This is a genomic window from Qipengyuania gaetbuli (genome assembly GCF_020171365.1).
Taxonomy (GTDB): Bacteria; Pseudomonadota; Alphaproteobacteria; order Sphingomonadales; family Sphingomonadaceae; genus Qipengyuania; species Qipengyuania gaetbuli_B.
In genome coordinates this window covers 2,467,653-2,483,794 of record NZ_JAIUZO010000002.1, presented here as the reverse complement: position 1 = coordinate 2,483,794, position 16,142 = coordinate 2,467,653, and the positions used below count along the sequence as shown (strand labels likewise).

Sequence of the window (16,142 nt, the reverse complement as noted above, 5' to 3'; positions counted from 1 at the left end):
CGCCCGATGTACGAAACCTGGCCCGCCCCGCTGCCCGAAGGTGGGACCAGCGAGGAAATGGCCCTGGTCTTCACGGCAACGGGCGGCAATCGCCTGCTCGTGCTGCCTCCCCTTTTCGAAGAAGCCAACAGGCTGCGCCGGCAATTGCGCGAGGTCATGCGCCTCCTCTCGCTGCGCGGTATCGCCAGCGTCCTGCCTGACCTGCCGGGCTGCAATGAAAGCCTTGCGCCTTTGGGCAGGCAGACCCTCGCGGGGTGGCGGACGGCCGCACAAGCGGCCGCGGGTCACTTCGGAGCTACCCATGTGCTGGCGGTGCGAACGGGCGCGGCGATCGCTCCGGGCGCGCTGCCGGGATGGCTCTACGCTCCGCAGGCACCCGCAAGGGCCCTCACATCGCTGGCCCGCGCGCAGAGCCTGTCCGAAGCGGAGACAGGCGTCGGGCGGCAGCCTGCGGAAGTCATCGCAGACGCACGCGAGCATGGCGGTATCGTCGCCGGCTGGACCCTCTCGGGCGAAATGGTCCGCGAGCTTGAGCAAGGCACCGAAGTGCAAACCGGCGATCTAATGGTCGTGGATCACCAGAAAATCGGCGGATCACCGCTGTGGCTGAGGGCCGAAATCGGCGAGGACGCGGATCAGGCGCGAGCCCTGGCCGACCTGCTCGCGCGGGAGCTCGCGCTGTGAAGCGGCTTCATCTCGCCTTCCACTGCAACGGTTTGAACCTTGCCGGTACGCTCGACAATGCGCCGGGCACGACGGGCCTGCTGATCGTGACGGGCGGGCAGGAGCCGCGCGCGGGGGCGTTCGGCTGGCAGGCGCGGCTCGCATCAGAAATCGCGGCATCCGGTTTCCCGGTTTTTCGCTTCGACCGGCGGGGGATCGGCGACAGCGACGGCGAGGATCGCGGGTTCGACAAATCGCGCGCCGATATCGCGGCAGCCCTGCGCTCGTTCCGCGCGCTGGTGCCGCAGATGACCCGCGTGGTCGGCTTCGGCAATTGCGATGGCGCCTCCGCCCTGATGCTGACCGAGGGTCTCGGCTTCGATGCGCTGGCCCTGAGCAACCCCTGGGCCATCGACGAAGAGGACGGCCCCCTGCCCTCGCCTGCACGAACCCGGGCGCGTTATCGTGCGAAACTCACCGACCCCGGGGCCATCTGGCGCCTGCTCACCGGCAAGACCGACATCGGAAAGCTCAAGGCTGGCCTGAAGCAAGCGGCGAAGGGCGAGAGCGGGCCTTCGAGGCTGGCGCAGCAGTTGCAGGAGGCTCTCGGGCAGTTCGATGGCCCGGTGCGTTTCCTGCTGGCCCAGAATGACCGCACCGCACAGGCCTTTGCGGACAACTGGTCGAGTGACGAGCGCATCCGGCAGTGTCCGGGCGCCGGACATGCCTATGCCGAACCCGACGCACGCACATGGCTGCGAAGTCAGGTGCTGGAGGCCTTGCGCGCCTAGCGGGTGAAGAGGCTGGTCAGCTCGACGTGGGTAGACCAGCGAAACTGGCCCACGGGCCGCAGCTTCTCAAGCCTGAAGCCTGCGTCCACCAGCGTCTTCGCATCGCGCGCCCAGCTCGACGGATTGCAGCTGACATAGGCGACGCGGCTCACTTCGCTTGCCGCGATCTGTGCGACCTGCTCGCGCGCGCCGGCACGCGGCGGATCCAGCAAGATGGATGAAAAGCGCGAGATTTCCGCGGCCTGCAGCGGATTGCGGAACAGGTCGCGGTGCATCGCATGAACGGGTATGCCGCGCCCATTGGCCGCCGTCTTGCAGGCCAGATGTGCATCGCGCGCTGCCTCCACCGCCAGCACCTTGGCCGGACCTGCGAGCGCAAAGGCAAAGGTACCGAGACCAGCGAACAGGTCGGCAATGGTCGCACTCTGCGCCAGCCATTCCTTCGCGTCGGCAAGCAGGACCGCCTCACCGTCGCGCGTCGGCTGGAGGAAAGCGCCGTGGGGCAAGGGAACCGCCACGCCGGCCAGCGTGATCGTCGCAGGCTCCGGCTCCCACACTGTTTCAGCACCGTAACCCTGGTCGAGCGACAAGCGCGCAAGCCCATGGTCGCGCGCGAAATCGAGCATTGCCTCGGTCGCGGCGAGGCCTTCGGTCACGATGCCCGTGATGGCGCAATCCACGCCCTGGTCCGCCAGCGTCAGCGAAATGTCCACCGGCCCGCGCCCTGCATGGGCGGCGACCAGCTTGCGCAGCGGCGCAACCAGCGCGAACAGTGCCGGGTCCAGGATCAGGCATTCCTGCATGTCGACGATGCGGTTGCTGCGTCCTTCGCGAAACCCGATTGCTCCGCCCTTGGCAGTGCGCAGGGCGTGGAGGGTCGCGCGGCGACGGGTCGCGGGCGGAGACAGGTGTGTGGGCAAGACTTCGGCGGCTGCGACCTCCTGCCCCTCGGCAGCATTCACCACCCTTTCGGTCACGAAACGGCGTAGCGCCTCCTCGTCGGCGTGCTGCAACTGGCAGCCCCCGCAAGTGCCGAAATGACGGCACGGAGGAGCGACATGGTGCGGCCCTGCTTCGACGGTTCCGTCGGGCAGGATGACGTCACCGGTGACGGCGCCCGCAACGTGCCTGCCGGACGCGGTGACGCCATCGCCCTTGGCGGCAATGCGCAGGATGGTTTCGGGCGCAGTCAAAGGAAGTTCTCCAGGGCGCGGTTGACCGAACTGGCCAGCTCTCCGGCGGTGAATGCCGCACCGGACAGGCGCGCAGCCTCGTGGTGAAGCCAGACCGCCTCCTCGCAGGCACGCGCCGGTTCGCCAAGCGAGGCGAGGCGTGCGGCGATGATGCCGGCAAGGACGTCACCCGACCCTGCGATCGAAAGCCAGCTGGACCCCGCGTCGAAGAACACCGCACTGCCCTCGCCCACGCAGATCGTGTCGGGGCCCTTGGCGAGGACGGTCATACCTGTGACGTCGTGCAGCTTTCTCGCCCGGTCCAGCTTGCTGTCCGCCTCGACTTCGAAGGTTTTGCAGAGTGCCGCCAGTTCGCCTTCGTGCGGCGTCACGACGATGCGCGAAGTGTCGACGCCTTCGATGACGTCATGGTCAAGCAGGTGCAATGCGTCGGCATCGACCACGCAAGGCTTTCCGCTTTCGAGCGCTGCGCACAGCCTGCCGCGCGCCTCATCGCTGCGGCCGAGGCCCGGCCCGACCAGGACCCCGGAAATTCGTTCGTCCGAGAGGCTCTCGGAAAGATCGCCCTGTTCGATCACCAGTTCGGCAGGCGCATCGGGATGCGAATGGTCGCTCATGAGCTTCACATATCCCGCCCCTGCCCGCATTGCCGCCTCGCAGGAGAGCAGCGGGGCACCCGGCATCTCGCCCGCAACGACTGCCACCAGTCCGCGGCGGTATTTGTGGCTGTCCTTCGGGGGCGCCGAGAATCCGGGACGCGCCGACAAACGCGCGACTAGCCCCGCGTCAGGCAGGTCGAGCGGGACCAGCCGCTTGCAGCCCATCGCGGCCATCGCCGGCATCAGGAATTGCGCCTGCTTCCACGCGCCAAGCGCCAGCGTCAGGTCGTAGTCCGGAAGCGGACCCAGGGCTTTTCCCGTATCGCTTTCGACGCTACTGGGAACGTCGATAGCTATTTTATAACAATCGTTTGAGGCGATTTCTTCAAGTAGTTCGGAAAACTTTCCCTCGACCTGTCGAGCAAGGCCGTAGCCGAACAGGCAGTCGACGACGACCGCGCCTTCGGGGGAACCGTCGCTCGCGACCTCACCGCGGAATTCCGAGCGCGCCTTTCGCGCAGTCTCAGTCCCGGGTTCGAGCGGCGCGATGACCGAAACCGCGTAACCGCGGCGGCGCAGGCTCTCTGCAATGACGTATCCGTCACCGCCATTGTTCCCCGGGCCGCACAATACGCAGACATCGCGTCCTGCCGCGACGCGGTGCACATAATGCGCCGCTCCCTCGCCTGCCCGCGACATCAGCTCCCATTCGCTGGTCCCGGCGTCCATTGCAGCACGCTCTGCGGCGCGCATCTGCTCGACCGTGAGAACGGGATCAGTCACCGGCCACCGGCATATCGAAGCGGTAACGGTCGTTGCCGATGGAGACGATCACCTTGTCGCCTTCGACCGTTTCGACCGAACTGTCGGCGCCGTCGCGCGCCAGCAGGCCACTATTGGTCTCGCCATATTCGAACACGCGGAAGCCGCCGTCGGGATGCTGGATTACCCGCGCGAGGGATTCCGCATCTGCAGACGGCAGTAGCGAGCACACGGGCGCGAAGGTTTCGGCTCCGTCGAGCGCGCATTCGACCGGCTCACCGCCCTGGTCGGCCACTTGCGGGGACGCCTCCGGCTCTCCGGAACAGGCGCTCGCCAGCAGGAACGGGGTCAGGCAAAGCAATCGGTGCATCGGGGCGCGCTGCCACTTCGGCGGCGCTCATGCAAGCGGGTTGCCGTCAGTCCTTCCGGATCTGGGAGACGTCGCGGATCGCCCCGCGCGCTGCCGAGGTGGTCATCGCCGCATAGGCTTCGAGCGCAGGCGAAACCCGCCGGTCGCGCGGCTTCGCAGGCTTCCAGCCCTTTGCGTCCTGCGCAGCGCGGCGTTCGGCGAGCGTTTCATCCGATACGGCAAGGGTGATGGTGCGGTTGGGAATCGAGATCTCGATCAGGTCCCCGTCCTCCACCAGTCCGATCTCGCCGCCTTCCGCGGCCTCGGGAGAAACGTGGCCGATCGACAGGCCCGAAGTGCCGCCCGAAAACCGCCCGTCGGTCAACAGGGCGCAGGCTGCACCAAGGCCCTTCGATTTGAGATAGCTCGTCGGGTAGAGCATTTCCTGCATGCCCGGCCCGCCGCGCGGCCCTTCATAGCGGATGACCACCACGTCGCCTTCGACCACCTGACCCGTCAGGATCGCGGTCACGGCATCGTCCTGGCTCTCGTAGACCTTGGCCGGACCTGCGAAATCCAGAATGCTTTCGTCCACGCCTGCCGTCTTCACGATGCAGCCGTCACGAGCGATATTGCCGTAAAGGACCGCCAGCCCGCCATCATTGCTGAACGCATGTTCGGGACTGCGGATCACGCCGTTTTCGCGGTCGAGGTCGAGCTCTTCCCAGCGGCGCGACTGGCTGAAGGCGGTTTGTGTCGGCACACCGCCGGGTGCGGCGGAGAAGAACTCGCGCACCTTGTTGTTCTGCGTGCGGCCGATGTCCCAGTCGTCCAGCGCATCGCCCATGGTCGGGCTGTGCACGGTCGGCAGCGCGGTGTGGAGCAGGCCCGCCTTCTCCAGTTCGCCGAGGATCGCCATGATCCCGCCTGCGCGGTGGACATCCTCCATGTGAACGTCGCTCTTCGCTGGTGCGACCTTGGACAGGCACGGCACTTGGCGGCTCAGACGGTCGATGTCCTTCATGGTGAAGTCGACGCCGGCTTCATGTGCGGCAGCGAGCAGGTGGAGCACGGTGTTGGTCGATCCGCCCATGGCGATATCGAGGCTCATCGCGTTCTCGAACGCCTCGAAACTGGCGATGGAGCGCGGCAGGACGCTTTCGTCCTCTTCCTCGTAATAGCGGCGCGCGAGCGTGACGGCGAGCCGGCCGGCCCGCTCGAACAGGCCCTTGCGGTCGGCATGGGTCGCGAGCGTGGAGCCATTGCCCGGAAGCGAAAGGCCCAGCGCCTCGGTCAGGCAGTTCATCGAATTGGCAGTGAACATCCCGCTGCACGAACCGCAGGTCGGGCAGGCATTCTGTTCGATCGCGGTCACTTCCTCGTCCGAATAGGCTTCGTCGGCGGCAGCGACCATCGCATCGACGAGGTCGAGCGCGATCTCCTTGCCCTTCACCACGACCTTGCCCGCTTCCATCGGGCCGCCGGAGACGAAGACCGCCGGTACGTTCAGCCGCAAGGCCGCCATCAACATGCCGGGCGTGATCTTGTCGCAATTGGAGATGCAGACCATCGCATCGGCGCAGTGCGCATTGACCATGTATTCGACGCTATCCGCGATCAGGTCGCGGCTGGGCAGCGAATAGAGCATCCCGTCATGGCCCATGGCGATGCCGTCATCCACCGCAATGGTGTTGAATTCCTTGGCGACGCCGCCAGCCGCCTCGATCTGGCGTGCGACCAGCTGGCCGAGATCCTTCAGATGGACGTGGCCCGGCACGAACTGGGTGAAGCTGTTGACCACCGCGATGATCGGCTTGCCGAAATCCTCGTCCTTCATGCCCGTAGCGCGCCACAGGCCGCGGGCGCCGGCCATGTTGCGGCCATGGGTGGTTGTACGGGAACGGTAGGCGGGCATGGCTGGCTCTCTGGTTGCTTGCAGTGCGGAGCCTAGCAGAGAGAATTGCCTTCGCTAACGCTAGTTTGGTCCGGGCCAGCCCAAGTTCGCCTTTAGACTTCGAGCGCGACGCGGCCCATCACGTCGGCCAGCAGCATTGCCCAGCGCGCCTGGCCCGCCTCGGTCGCGATCTGGTCCTGCCGGATTTCTACCGTGCAATAAGGGATGCCCTGCGCTTCGGCGTGGCGGTCCATCGTGGCGTTCAGCTGCTTGCCCGAATAGGGCTGGTTGTCGCCCACGGTCAGGCCCTGTTCGCCGAACAGCCGGATCGCGTGCAGCGCGGCGCGATCGTCGTTGTTGTAAAGCAGCGCGACCTCCCACGGACGCTTCTCGTCGCTGGTCGCAAGGCTTGGCGTGAAGCTGTGGAGCGCCACGATCATGCGCGGCTTGGCTTCCTTGATCATCGCTTCCAGCGCGCGGTGATACGGGCGGTGATAGAGGTTGAGGCGCTTCTCGATGTCGGCACCGATATTGCCCGGCACCAGGTGCCCGTCGCTCGACGTGGGGATGGCTGCCGGATCGTCCTCGGTCCGGTGGAAGTCGCACACGAGGCGGCTGACCGTGGCGATATGGGCCGGGATGCCATGGCGACGCGCCAGCCGGTCTGCGATGCCTTCGACGCCGATGTCGAGCGCGATGTGATCGTCCAGCAACTTGCGGTCAATACCGAGGTCGATTTCCGGCGGAACGTAGTTGGAGGCATGATCCGCCACGCAGATCAGGCCGCCCGGGCGCATCATGTCCGTCCCCACCTGGCGGTACGGCAGGCCGTCGATCATCTGAGTTTCCCCCGCATCTGCCACCAGCCCGGGTGGTCGGCGGCGATTGATGCCGCGGCCCGGTCCCGCGCTGCTTCGTTGTCGAACAGCGCGAAACAGGTCGCGCCAGAACCCGACATACGGGCGAGAAAGGGCGAAGTTCCGCGCAGTGCGGCAAGGACTCCGGCAACCGGCGGGCAAAGCGCGATGGCCGGCCCTTCGAGGTCGTTGCGCCCTTCGATCGCCACAGTCCGCGCATCGCCTTCCGGCATCGGGCCGAGGTCGACGCCGTTCCACGCTTTGAAGACCGGCCCGGTGGACAGCGGCACGCGCGGGTTCACGAGCAGGATGGGCGTCCCCGCAAGACTATCGTCGGCAGGTTCGAGTTCAGTCCCCGTGCCGCGCCCGATGCAGGTCTTGCTTTCGACGCAGGCCGGCACATCCGCCCCCAGCGCAGCAGCGCGCGCCTGCCAGTCGTCCGGCAAGCCACACCGCTCGCGCACGATGCGGAACACCGCGCCCGCATCCGCCGACCCGCCACCGAGGCCTGCCGCAACGGGCAGGTTCTTTTCGAGGGTCACGGCCAGCTCTCCGCCACGCGGCAGCTTGCCCAGTGCCTTGGCGACGAGATTGTCGAAGGGATCGTCGAGTCCGGCCGCAAACTCCCCGACAACGCGAACGCTGTCCTGCGCACTATCGGCAACGGACAGGACATCGCCCTGGTCGACGAAGGCGAACAGCGTCTCCAGCTCGTGATAGCCATCCTCGCGCCGCCTGCGGACATGCAGCGCGAGGTTGATCTTGGCGTAGGCTGTTTCGGTCGTAGTCACACGTAAGCCATGGGGTCAGGGCACCTCAATGTTTTGCTCCGTTCCCGGAGGCAGTTCCTTGAGTTGTACCTCCCATCGCTCCTCAATCCTTTGAAGCTGGATGTGGAAGCTTGGTCCTTCCCCGCCGCTGTTCATGTACCACAGATCAATGAGGTCCCCCTCGACTGAGACGAACTGAATAAAGTCCATATCGACATAAGAGCCGACATGTTCGGAAATCAGTCCAGCAACATCGAGTGCGCCGATCCGAGAGATACCAGTCACCTAGCGCGATCACATGTTCGGATAGTTCGGACCGCCGCCGCCTTCCGGCGTGACCCAGTTGATGTTCTGGTTCGGGTCCTTGATGTCGCAGGTCTTGCAGTGGACGCAGTTCTGCGAGTTGATCTGGTACTTCGGCTCGCCCGTCGCATCGTCGACCAGCCATTCGTAGACCCCGGCGGGGCAATAGCGGGTCGAGGGACCGGCAAAGACGCCAAGCTCGCTGTCCTTCTGTAGCTCCATGTCCTTGACCTGCAGGTGGACCGGCTGGTCCTCGGCGTGGTTGGTGTAGCTGAAGCTGACGCTGGTCAGGCGGTCGAAGCTGAGCACGCCGTCGGGCTTGGGATAGTCGATCGGCTTGTAGAGGTCGGCGCGGTTGAGCGCCTCGCAGTCGCGGTGGTGCTTCATGCTGATCGGCAGGCCGATCTTGAGATAGCGCATCCACATGTCGACGCCGCCAAGGACGGTGCCGATGTCGCTTCCGAAACGCTCGATCGCGGGAAGCGCGTTCTGCACGAGCTTCAGTTCCTTGGCGATCCAGCTGTCGCGGACGGCTGCATCGTATTCCATCAACTCGGTATGCTCATGTCCAGCCGCAACGGCTGCTGCCACGCTCTCGGCGGCCAGCATCCCGCTCTTCATGGCGGTGTGGCTACCCTTGATGCGGGGCACGTTGACGAAGCCGGCGGCACAGCCGATCAGCGCGCCGCCCGGGAAGGCGAGCTTGGGCACGCTCTGCCAGCCGCCGTCGTTGATCGCGCGCGCGCCATAGGCGACGCGCTTGCCGCCCTTGAGCACCTCGGCGATCAGCGGATGGTGCTTCCAGCGCTGGAATTCCTGGAACGGGCTGACGTACGGGTTCGAATAATCGAGCCAGGTGACGAGGCCCAGGGCGACCTGGTTGTTCGCCTGGTGGTAGAGGAAGCCGCCGCCGTTGCTGCCGCTTTCGCTGAGCGGCCAGCCCTGCGTGTGGACGATCTTGCCCGGCTCGTGCAGTTCGGGATCGATGTCCCACAATTCCTTGATACCGATGCCGTAGACCTGCGGCTGGCAGTTTGCCTCGAGGTCGTACTTCGCCTTCATCTGCTTGGTGAGGTTACCGCGGGCACCTTCTGCAAACAGCGTGTACTTGGCGTGGATTTCCATGCCCGGCTGGTAATCGGCCTTCTGGCTGCCGTCGGCAGCGATGCCCATGTCCTGCGTGACGACGCCCGCAACAGCACCATTGTCGTCGTACAGCACCTCGGCAGCGGGGAAGCCGGGGAAGACCATCACGCCCATGCCTTCGGCCTGCTCGGCCAGCCAGCGGCAGAGGTTTCCGAGCGAGCCGGTGTAGCAGCCCACGTTCGACATGAAGGGCGGGAACATGATGTGCGGCATGGCCGAGGCGCCGGTTTCGTTGATCGTGTAGAACAGGTCCTCGCCCACCGGCGTTTGCGCCATGGGGCAATCCATGTCGCGCCATTCGGGCAGCAATTCGTCGAGCGCCTTGGGATCGACCACCGCGCCGGAAAGGATGTGAGCGCCGATTTCGCTGCCCTTTTCGAGCACCACGACCTCGAGGTCCTCGTTGATCTGCTTCAACCGGATCGCCGCGGCGAGGCCGGCAACGCCGCCGCCGATGATGACGACGTCGCAGGGCATGGATTCACGTTCGCTCATGTCTCTCTCTTTTCGTCGCTATTCGCTTGCGCGATGCCTTGATTGCTGCCGCGTTTGAGGTCAAGACCTCCAGCGGACGGATGATGCACGAAAACCCCACGAATAACGGCGAAATCGACGCAGCCCAAGCTCTCGAAGCCGCCTTCGACTGGTGGCGCGAAGCGGGTGTCGATCACGACTATGCGGCCGATCCGCACAGCTGGCTCGCCAGCCCTGAAGCGGAAGAAGCCGTAGCGGCGCCCAAGCCCGTGGCGCGGGTGGAAGAACCCAAGCCCACCCCGCTCGAACGCGCCTTCCAGCAGGCCCCGGAGGCAGGCCGGATCGGCGGCGATGCGTCAGCCTGGCCGGACGATCTCGGAAAATTTCGCGAATGGTGGATGAGCGAGGCCTCGCTTTCGCTCGCCGGCACCGAAGCGCGGCTCCCTCCGCGCGGAGTCGCGGGAACCAAGCTGATGGTCATCGTTGCCGAACCCTATGCCGATGACGGCGATGCGCTGCTCTCGGGCGGCGCAGGTCGGTTCGCCGCGGCCATCCTGAAAGCCATGGGCGTCCAACAACATGAAGCCTATCTCGCCAGCGCCCTGCCCGCGCCTGCCGCGCTGGCCGACTGGGAAGAACTGGCCGCCAATGGCCTCGGCGCGGTGACTGCCCACCACATCGCCCTCGCCGCGCCGGAACGCGTGCTCGTGTTCGGCAGGGGCTTGGCCCCGCTGTTCGGCATCGCGCCTGCCGCCGCGCGCGAACCCGCCTTGATTACCACCGGCGAGCGTCAGGTGCCCCTGCTCCTCGCTCCCGATCTTGCCGAACTTTCCCGCACTCCGGAACGCCGCGTGAATTTCTGGAACCGCTGGCTCGAATGGACCGCATGACCAAACGCCTCCTGCTGGCCGCCGCTCTCGGTGGCTCGATCCTCTCATCCCCCGCCGCCGCGCAAGGGTCCGACAGCCTTGCCTATTTCACCCGTTCGCACGCGGCCGTCCTGCCGCAACTCCTGTCGGGCGACGACCAGCTCTATTACCGCTCGTTGTTCGAGGCGATCGAGGCGAAGAACTGGGACCGGGTCGAGGTCATGCTGGGCGAGCGGACGGACGGCCCGCTGCACGGCTCTGTCCTTGCGGCCTATTTCCTCCACCCCGAAAGCCCGCGCATCGAACTGCCCCGCATCGAGGCGTGGCTGGCCCGTTACGCGAGCCTGCCCGAAGCCGAGGGAATCATCCGGCTCGGCCGAACGCGCGGGCTGGAAAACGCCCCCACCCTGCCCCGTGAACGGCAATTGGTCGGCCAGCGCGGCGTAACCAAGCGCATGCGCCCCCGCACCGTCTCCGACGGCTCATTGCCGGACAATGTGAAGAGCGCGATCCTCGACCGGATTTCCAACGACGATCCCGATGGCGCACGGCTGCTGCTCGACGGCGTCGACGCCTCCCTGTCTTCCGAGGCTCGCGCCGAATGGCGCCAGCGTGTTGCCTGGTCCTATTACATCGAGAACCGCGATGCCGAAGCGCTCGCCATGGCGCAGCTGGTCGGTCAGGGCCGCGGCGCATGGGTGGCAGAGGGCGACTGGGTGGCGGGCCTTGCTTCCTGGCGTCTCGGTGATTGCGAAAATGCCGCCGATTATTTCCGCCGCAGTGCCGCAGGATCGGCCAATGGATCGCTGACCGCCGCAGCGCATTACTGGGCCGCCCGTGCACTGATCCGCTGCCGCCAGCCGGAAAAGGCCGACGAGCAATTGCGCGGCGCGGCGCGGTTTTCCGAGACGCTTTATGGCATGCTCGCGCACGAGCAGCTGGCCCAGCACCTTCCCGGTGATCATGCCAGCCCCGACCTGACGCAGGACGACTGGCGCCGCCTCCAGAACGAGGCCGCGGTGCGCGAGGCGGTGATGCTGGCCGAGGTCGGCCGGCGCGATCTCGCCGACGAGGCGCTGCGCTGGCAGGCACGCCGGATCGAGCCTTCGGACTTTCCGGCGCTAACGCGCCTTGCCCGCGCGCTCGGCCTCGCCGGCACGCAGACCTTCATGGCCTACAATGCGCCGCGCGGCACGAGCTCGCCCGCCAATTTGCGCTGGCCCGTCGCCTATCACCAGCCCACCGGTGGCTGGCGCGTCGATCCGGCCCTCGCTTTCGCCCACGCGCTGCAGGAATCGAACTTCCGCGAAGGTGTAGTCAGCCCCGCCAACGCTATCGGTCTGATGCAAATCCGCCCGATCGCCGCGCGCGAATATGCGGCTTCCATCAACATGAGCGCCGGTGCGGACCTCAAGAACCCGGCGGTCAATCTCGCTTTCGGCCAAAGGGCGCTGCAGGCGTTGGCGGATGCAGGCTACACCCGCGGGCACCTGCCCAAGGTCATGGCCGCCTACAACGCCGGCCCCACGCCGGTCGCGCGCTGGAACAGCGAGATCAACGACCAGGGCGACCCGCTGCTCTGGATGGAATCGATCCCCTATTGGGAAACGCGCGAGTACGTCGCCGTGGTGATGCGCAATTACTGGATGTACCTGCGCCAGGCCGAGGCAGTCGCGCAAAGCAGGACCGAGCTTGCGCAGAACCAGTGGCCGCAATTCCCGAGGACGCGCTGATGGCAATCGACGAGACCCGCGCCTTCAAGCCCGTCAATATCGCGCTGCTGACCATTTCGGACAGCCGCAAGGCCGAGGACGATACCTCGGGCGACATCCTCGCCCAGCGGATCGAGGCAGCCGGCCACACGCTCGCCGCGCGCGAGATCAGCCGAGACGACAAGAACGAGATCGCCGCCCACCTCCACCGCTGGATCGACGACGAGATGGTGGATGCGGTGATTACCACCGGCGGTACGGGCCTGACAGGCCGCGATGTGACGCCCGAAGCGCTCGACCGCGTGAAGGACAAGGATATTCCCGGCTTCGGCGAGTATTTCCGCTACATCAGCATCGAGAGCATCGGCACCAGCACGATCCAGAGCCGCGCCTGCGCGGTACTGGCACGCGGGACCTATATCTTCGCGCTGCCCGGATCGAACGGGGCGGTGAAGGACGGGTGGGACAAGATCCTCGTCCACCAGCTCGACAGCCGCCACCGGCCCTGCAATTTCGTCGAACTGATGCCCCGCCTACGGGAACGCTGAAGCCGCTTCCACGCCCTTTATGTTCTGTGTATGTTCTCATACATGGAAGCCAGCAACGAGTCGCCCCTTCGCGGGCGCGGCGCCCAGTCCGCCGCGGTCCCGACGCGCTTCGGCCTTGCCACGCGCGAGGCCGATGGCGACTGGCGCGACCACATGGAGGCGCTGGCCAGGATCGAGGGCGGCCCGCCAGTGAAGCTGCGTACCCATGTGACGGAGGAACATCCGCGCACCATCCTCAGCTTCAACCAGTCGCCCGACATCTTCTTCGACCGGTCTATCAATGCCTATCGCGGGTGCGAGCATGGCTGCGTCTACTGCTTCGCGCGGCCGACGCATGCCTATCACGACCTGTCGCCGGGGCTCGATTTCGAGACGCGCCTGTTCGCCAAGCCCAATGCGGCGGAACTGCTGCGCGCCACGCTGGCCAAGCCGAAGTACCGCCCCCGCCCCATCGCCATGGGGACCAATACCGATCCCTACCAGCCGATCGAGCGCGACTACCGGATCACGCGGCAGGTGCTGGAGGTGTGCCTCGATGCGCGCCACCCGGTGACGATCACGACCAAGTCCGATCGGGTACTCGACGACCTCGACATCCTGTCGGAAATGGCGCAGCGGCGCCTGGTCGCGGTCGCCATTTCGGTAACGAGCCTCGATGCGAAGCTGTCGGGAAAGCTCGAACCACGCGCAGCTTCACCGGCCAAGCGACTCTCAGCATTGCAAAAACTTGTCGAAGCCGGTGTGCCGACGCATTGCTCGGTCGCGCCGGTCATTCCCTCCATCACCGACGAGTTCATGGAGGAGATCGTCCAGCGCGCTGCTGCAATAGGCGTCGACAGCGTGGGCTGGATCCCCCTGCGCCTGCCGCACGAGGTCGCCCCGCTGTTCCGCGAATGGCTCTCGGTCCATTACCCCGAGCGCGGCGACAAGGTGATGGGCATCGTCCAGTCGATCCGGAACGGGAAGGACAACGACCCCAACTTCTTCTCCCGCCTGAAGCCGACCGGCGTCTGGGCCGACCTCTTCCGCGCAAGGTTCCGCCTTGCGTGCAAGCGCGCAAGGCTGGGCAAGGCGAAATTCAAACTGGACTGCACGCAGTTCAGGCCACCTGCTGTGGGCGGACAGCTGCGGTTGCTGTGAGGGAATGCGAGAACGGGATGGACTATTCGAGGCGCCAGAAATCGCCCTCGAAGCCATGTTTGGCGAAGACGGCCGAGGCGTCCTCGACGGAACGTTTTTTCCACGGCTCGCGCAGGTAATCGCCATACCATTCGCTCGCGAAAAGCCACATCCTCTCCATGGGAACGACCGCCCCGCGGGGAAGAGCATGGCGCTGGCACCACAGGTCGATCTCTGCCTCGGAACGAAACGGCTGGAACGTCGCGCAGGCGTGGATGACATTGTCCCACCATTCGCGGACCGGCGTCGAGAGGTGGAACAACAGCTCCCTTTCCTGCACGTTCTGGTTTTCGATGTGGACCACGACCGGCTCGCCCTCTCCTCCAAGCCGAGTGTGTATCGCCGCATCTTCGCCAATGGCGGCCGCGATGCCCATTCCGCAGTAGAGGCAGTTTGCCCACCACCCGCGCGCTCCGGCTTCGACCCAGCAAGAGGCAGGGGACAGGGCGAAGGGGTGGACTGCCCACGGCTTGCAACAGTGGGGATGCAGTTGCAGCGCATGAGCGTCGTTCAGGCGCTTCAAGGCACGCTCCACAGTCGCAACCGGCGCGCCAATCCGCTCGCCAAGCGCCTCGTTGGTCGGTGCATAGCCAAGCTCCGCAATTGCGCGGGTGAGTTCGCCGCGAACCTGCAATTCGAATGGCGTGAGTGGTTCGGTGCGCATCACGCCTTGCCGAGTTCCGACGCCAGATGCGCCCTCGCACGCCAGAAGAAGAAGGCCGGCACTAGGCCCAGCCATGCTGCTCCGTAGAGCACCCAGCGCACGCTGTCCTCGCCTGCAACGGGCGCGAAGGCGTCCGACAGCATGCCGAAGAACAGCGGTCCCAGTCCCAGTCCGATCAGGTTCTGCGCGAACAGCATGACAGCGGTCGCCATCGCTCTTGCCTGCGGACGCACCAGCCCCTGCACGCAGGCATAGGTCGGGCCGTAGTAGAAGCTGTTGAGAACCGTCGCGACGACGATCATCACGAGGCCGAAGCGCCAGTCGGCGGCCGCATAACCGAAGAACAGTATCGGTGCGCCGATCACGAGGCCCAGCGCGGGCGCAGTCAAGATATGGCGCGGGTCCCGCGAGCCGTAGCGGTCGGCGATCCAGCCGCCGCCCCATGTCCCGAGCATGGCCGCCAACCCGGCCGAGATGCCGAGCCACAGCCCGGTTTCCCCCGGGGAAAGGCCGTGCGACCGGATGAAGTAGATCGTAGCCCAGACGGTCTTGCCGTAGGACAGGAAAGCCACCAGCCCGGCGGCAACCAGAAATTGCACCATAGCTTTGGAGCGCAGGATTTCCCGCAGCGCGTCGCGGGCAGGCAGAGCGGCGGGCGGCTCGCCCGGAACCGCTGCGGCCGCGCCCGGTGCGTTGGGCATGGGCGCGTGCTCGCTCGCCGCGGCCGGGCTGTGTCGGCGCGGTTCGCGGATCAGCATGGGCACCGCGACCGCCATGATGATGCCTGGCACGCCTGCAACCAGGAATGCGGTGCGCCAACCGTAAGCATCGGCAAGGAGGCCTCCCATCGCCATCCCGAGCAGGCTGCCGATCGGGATTCCCAGACCGTAGAAAGCCATCGCCGAAGACCGCTTTTCTGCCGGCACCGTGTCGGTAATGAGCGAATGGGCGGCAGGCGTGCACCCTGCCTCACCCACCCCCACACCGATCCGCGCGAGCAGCAACTGGCCGAAATTTTGTGCAAGGCCGCACAGGGCCGTCATGCCCGACCAGAAGGCGAGCGAAATTGAAATCAGCGTGGTGCGGCTGAACTTCGGGTTATCGGCATATCGCGCGATCGGGATGCCGAGAAACGTGTAGAACAGGGCAAAGGCGAGCCCGGTCATCAGGCCGATCTGGGTGTCCGACAGGCCGAGATCCTGCTTGATCGGTTCGGCCAGAATATTGACGATCTGCCGGTCGAGAAAGTTCAGGATGTAGACGACGAGCAGTGTCCAGAGGACGAGCCGTGTAGACTGCGCGGCGACGGGAGAGCTGTTCTTGTTCATGCGTTTAAAGGCTTACCGCCCCTTCCCCTGCATTTCGCGAT

Annotated in this window: 15 protein-coding genes; 6 read left to right on the top strand and 9 right to left on the bottom strand. The window is 65.8% G+C overall.

Annotated features, from left to right (window positions below; all coding sequences use genetic code 11):
* Positions 1 to 6 precede the first annotated feature (6 nt).
* Positions 7 to 684, top strand: a complete 678-nt coding sequence (locus LCL94_RS12780; RefSeq protein WP_224832524.1) for a hypothetical protein — start codon at positions 7 to 9, stop codon at positions 682 to 684.
* Positions 681 to 1,454: a hydrolase 1, exosortase A system-associated gene (locus tag LCL94_RS12775; protein ID WP_224832523.1), complete on the top strand. Its 774-nt coding sequence runs from the start codon at positions 681 to 683 to the stop codon at positions 1,452 to 1,454. Before LCL94_RS12780 ends, LCL94_RS12775 begins: the two co-directional genes overlap by 4 nt.
* Here the strand turns inward: LCL94_RS12775 and LCL94_RS12770 are convergent.
* The 7 genes from LCL94_RS12770 to LCL94_RS12740 all read right to left on the bottom strand — a co-directional run bounded on the left by LCL94_RS12770 (position 1,451) and on the right by LCL94_RS12740 (position 9,822).
* Positions 1,451 to 2,647 carry a class I SAM-dependent RNA methyltransferase gene (locus tag LCL94_RS12770; protein ID WP_224832522.1) on the bottom strand — a complete coding sequence of 399 codons (1,197 nt, stop codon included), beginning with the start codon at positions 2,645 to 2,647 and terminating at the stop codon, positions 1,451 to 1,453. The genes LCL94_RS12775 and LCL94_RS12770 overlap by 4 nt on opposite strands.
* Positions 2,644 to 4,029: an NAD(P)H-hydrate dehydratase gene (locus LCL94_RS12765; RefSeq protein ID WP_224832521.1), complete on the bottom strand. Its 1,386-nt coding sequence runs from the start codon at positions 4,027 to 4,029 to the stop codon at positions 2,644 to 2,646. The genes LCL94_RS12770 and LCL94_RS12765 overlap by 4 nt, the downstream gene beginning before the upstream one ends.
* Positions 4,022 to 4,378: a hypothetical protein gene (locus LCL94_RS12760; RefSeq protein WP_224832520.1), complete on the bottom strand. Its 357-nt coding sequence runs from the start codon at positions 4,376 to 4,378 to the stop codon at positions 4,022 to 4,024. The genes LCL94_RS12765 and LCL94_RS12760 overlap by 8 nt, the downstream gene beginning before the upstream one ends.
* 46 nt (positions 4,379 to 4,424) lie before the next feature.
* Positions 4,425 to 6,272 (bottom strand): dihydroxy-acid dehydratase, encoded by a 1,848-nt coding sequence (gene ilvD, locus LCL94_RS12755; protein ID WP_224832519.1) that lies wholly within the window; start codon positions 6,270 to 6,272, stop codon positions 4,425 to 4,427.
* A gap of 92 nt (positions 6,273 to 6,364) precedes the next feature.
* Positions 6,365 to 7,090 carry an N-formylglutamate amidohydrolase gene (locus tag LCL94_RS12750; RefSeq protein WP_224832518.1) on the bottom strand — a complete coding sequence of 242 codons (726 nt, stop codon included), beginning with the start codon at positions 7,088 to 7,090 and terminating at the stop codon, positions 6,365 to 6,367.
* Complete coding sequence (locus LCL94_RS12745; RefSeq protein WP_224832517.1) at positions 7,087 to 7,899, bottom strand: 4-(cytidine 5'-diphospho)-2-C-methyl-D-erythritol kinase; 813 nt, start codon at positions 7,897 to 7,899, stop codon at positions 7,087 to 7,089. Before LCL94_RS12745 ends, LCL94_RS12750 begins: the two co-directional genes overlap by 4 nt.
* A gap of 273 nt (positions 7,900 to 8,172) precedes the next feature.
* A complete protein-coding gene (locus LCL94_RS12740) occupies positions 8,173 to 9,822 on the bottom strand; it encodes an electron transfer flavoprotein-ubiquinone oxidoreductase (RefSeq protein ID WP_224832516.1) in 1,650 nt (549 codons plus the stop codon).
* Between the two features lie 83 nt (positions 9,823 to 9,905).
* On the opposite strand from LCL94_RS12740, the gene LCL94_RS12735 reads away from it, so the two are divergent.
* From LCL94_RS12735 to LCL94_RS12720, 4 genes are read left to right on the top strand one after another with little or no spacing between them, the layout of a single operon-like run.
* The gene (locus tag LCL94_RS12735; protein WP_224832515.1) at positions 9,906 to 10,691 is read left to right on the top strand and encodes a hypothetical protein; all 786 of its coding nucleotides are present in this window, start codon (positions 9,906 to 9,908) and stop codon (positions 10,689 to 10,691) included.
* Positions 10,688 to 12,403: a lytic transglycosylase domain-containing protein gene (locus LCL94_RS12730; protein WP_224832514.1), complete on the top strand. Its 1,716-nt coding sequence runs from the start codon at positions 10,688 to 10,690 to the stop codon at positions 12,401 to 12,403. Before LCL94_RS12735 ends, LCL94_RS12730 begins: the two co-directional genes overlap by 4 nt.
* A complete protein-coding gene (gene moaB / locus LCL94_RS12725) occupies positions 12,403 to 12,930 on the top strand; it encodes a molybdenum cofactor biosynthesis protein B (RefSeq protein WP_224832722.1) in 528 nt (175 codons plus the stop codon). Before LCL94_RS12730 ends, moaB begins: the two co-directional genes overlap by 1 nt.
* Positions 12,931 to 12,972: 42 nt before the next feature.
* On the top strand, positions 12,973 to 14,070 hold the full coding sequence (locus tag LCL94_RS12720) for a PA0069 family radical SAM protein (RefSeq protein WP_224832513.1): 1,098 nt from the start codon (positions 12,973 to 12,975) through the stop codon (positions 14,068 to 14,070).
* Between the two features lie 22 nt (positions 14,071 to 14,092).
* Here LCL94_RS12720 and merB read toward each other — a convergent pair whose 3' ends face one another.
* Both merB and LCL94_RS12710 read right to left on the bottom strand, forming a co-directional pair.
* The gene (gene merB, locus LCL94_RS12715; RefSeq protein ID WP_224832512.1) at positions 14,093 to 14,773 is read right to left on the bottom strand and encodes an organomercurial lyase; all 681 of its coding nucleotides are present in this window, start codon (positions 14,771 to 14,773) and stop codon (positions 14,093 to 14,095) included.
* Positions 14,773 to 16,101 (bottom strand): spinster family MFS transporter, encoded by a 1,329-nt coding sequence (locus tag LCL94_RS12710; protein WP_224832511.1) that lies wholly within the window; start codon positions 16,099 to 16,101, stop codon positions 14,773 to 14,775. Before LCL94_RS12710 ends, merB begins: the two co-directional genes overlap by 1 nt.
* Positions 16,102 to 16,142: the final 41 nt, after the last annotated feature.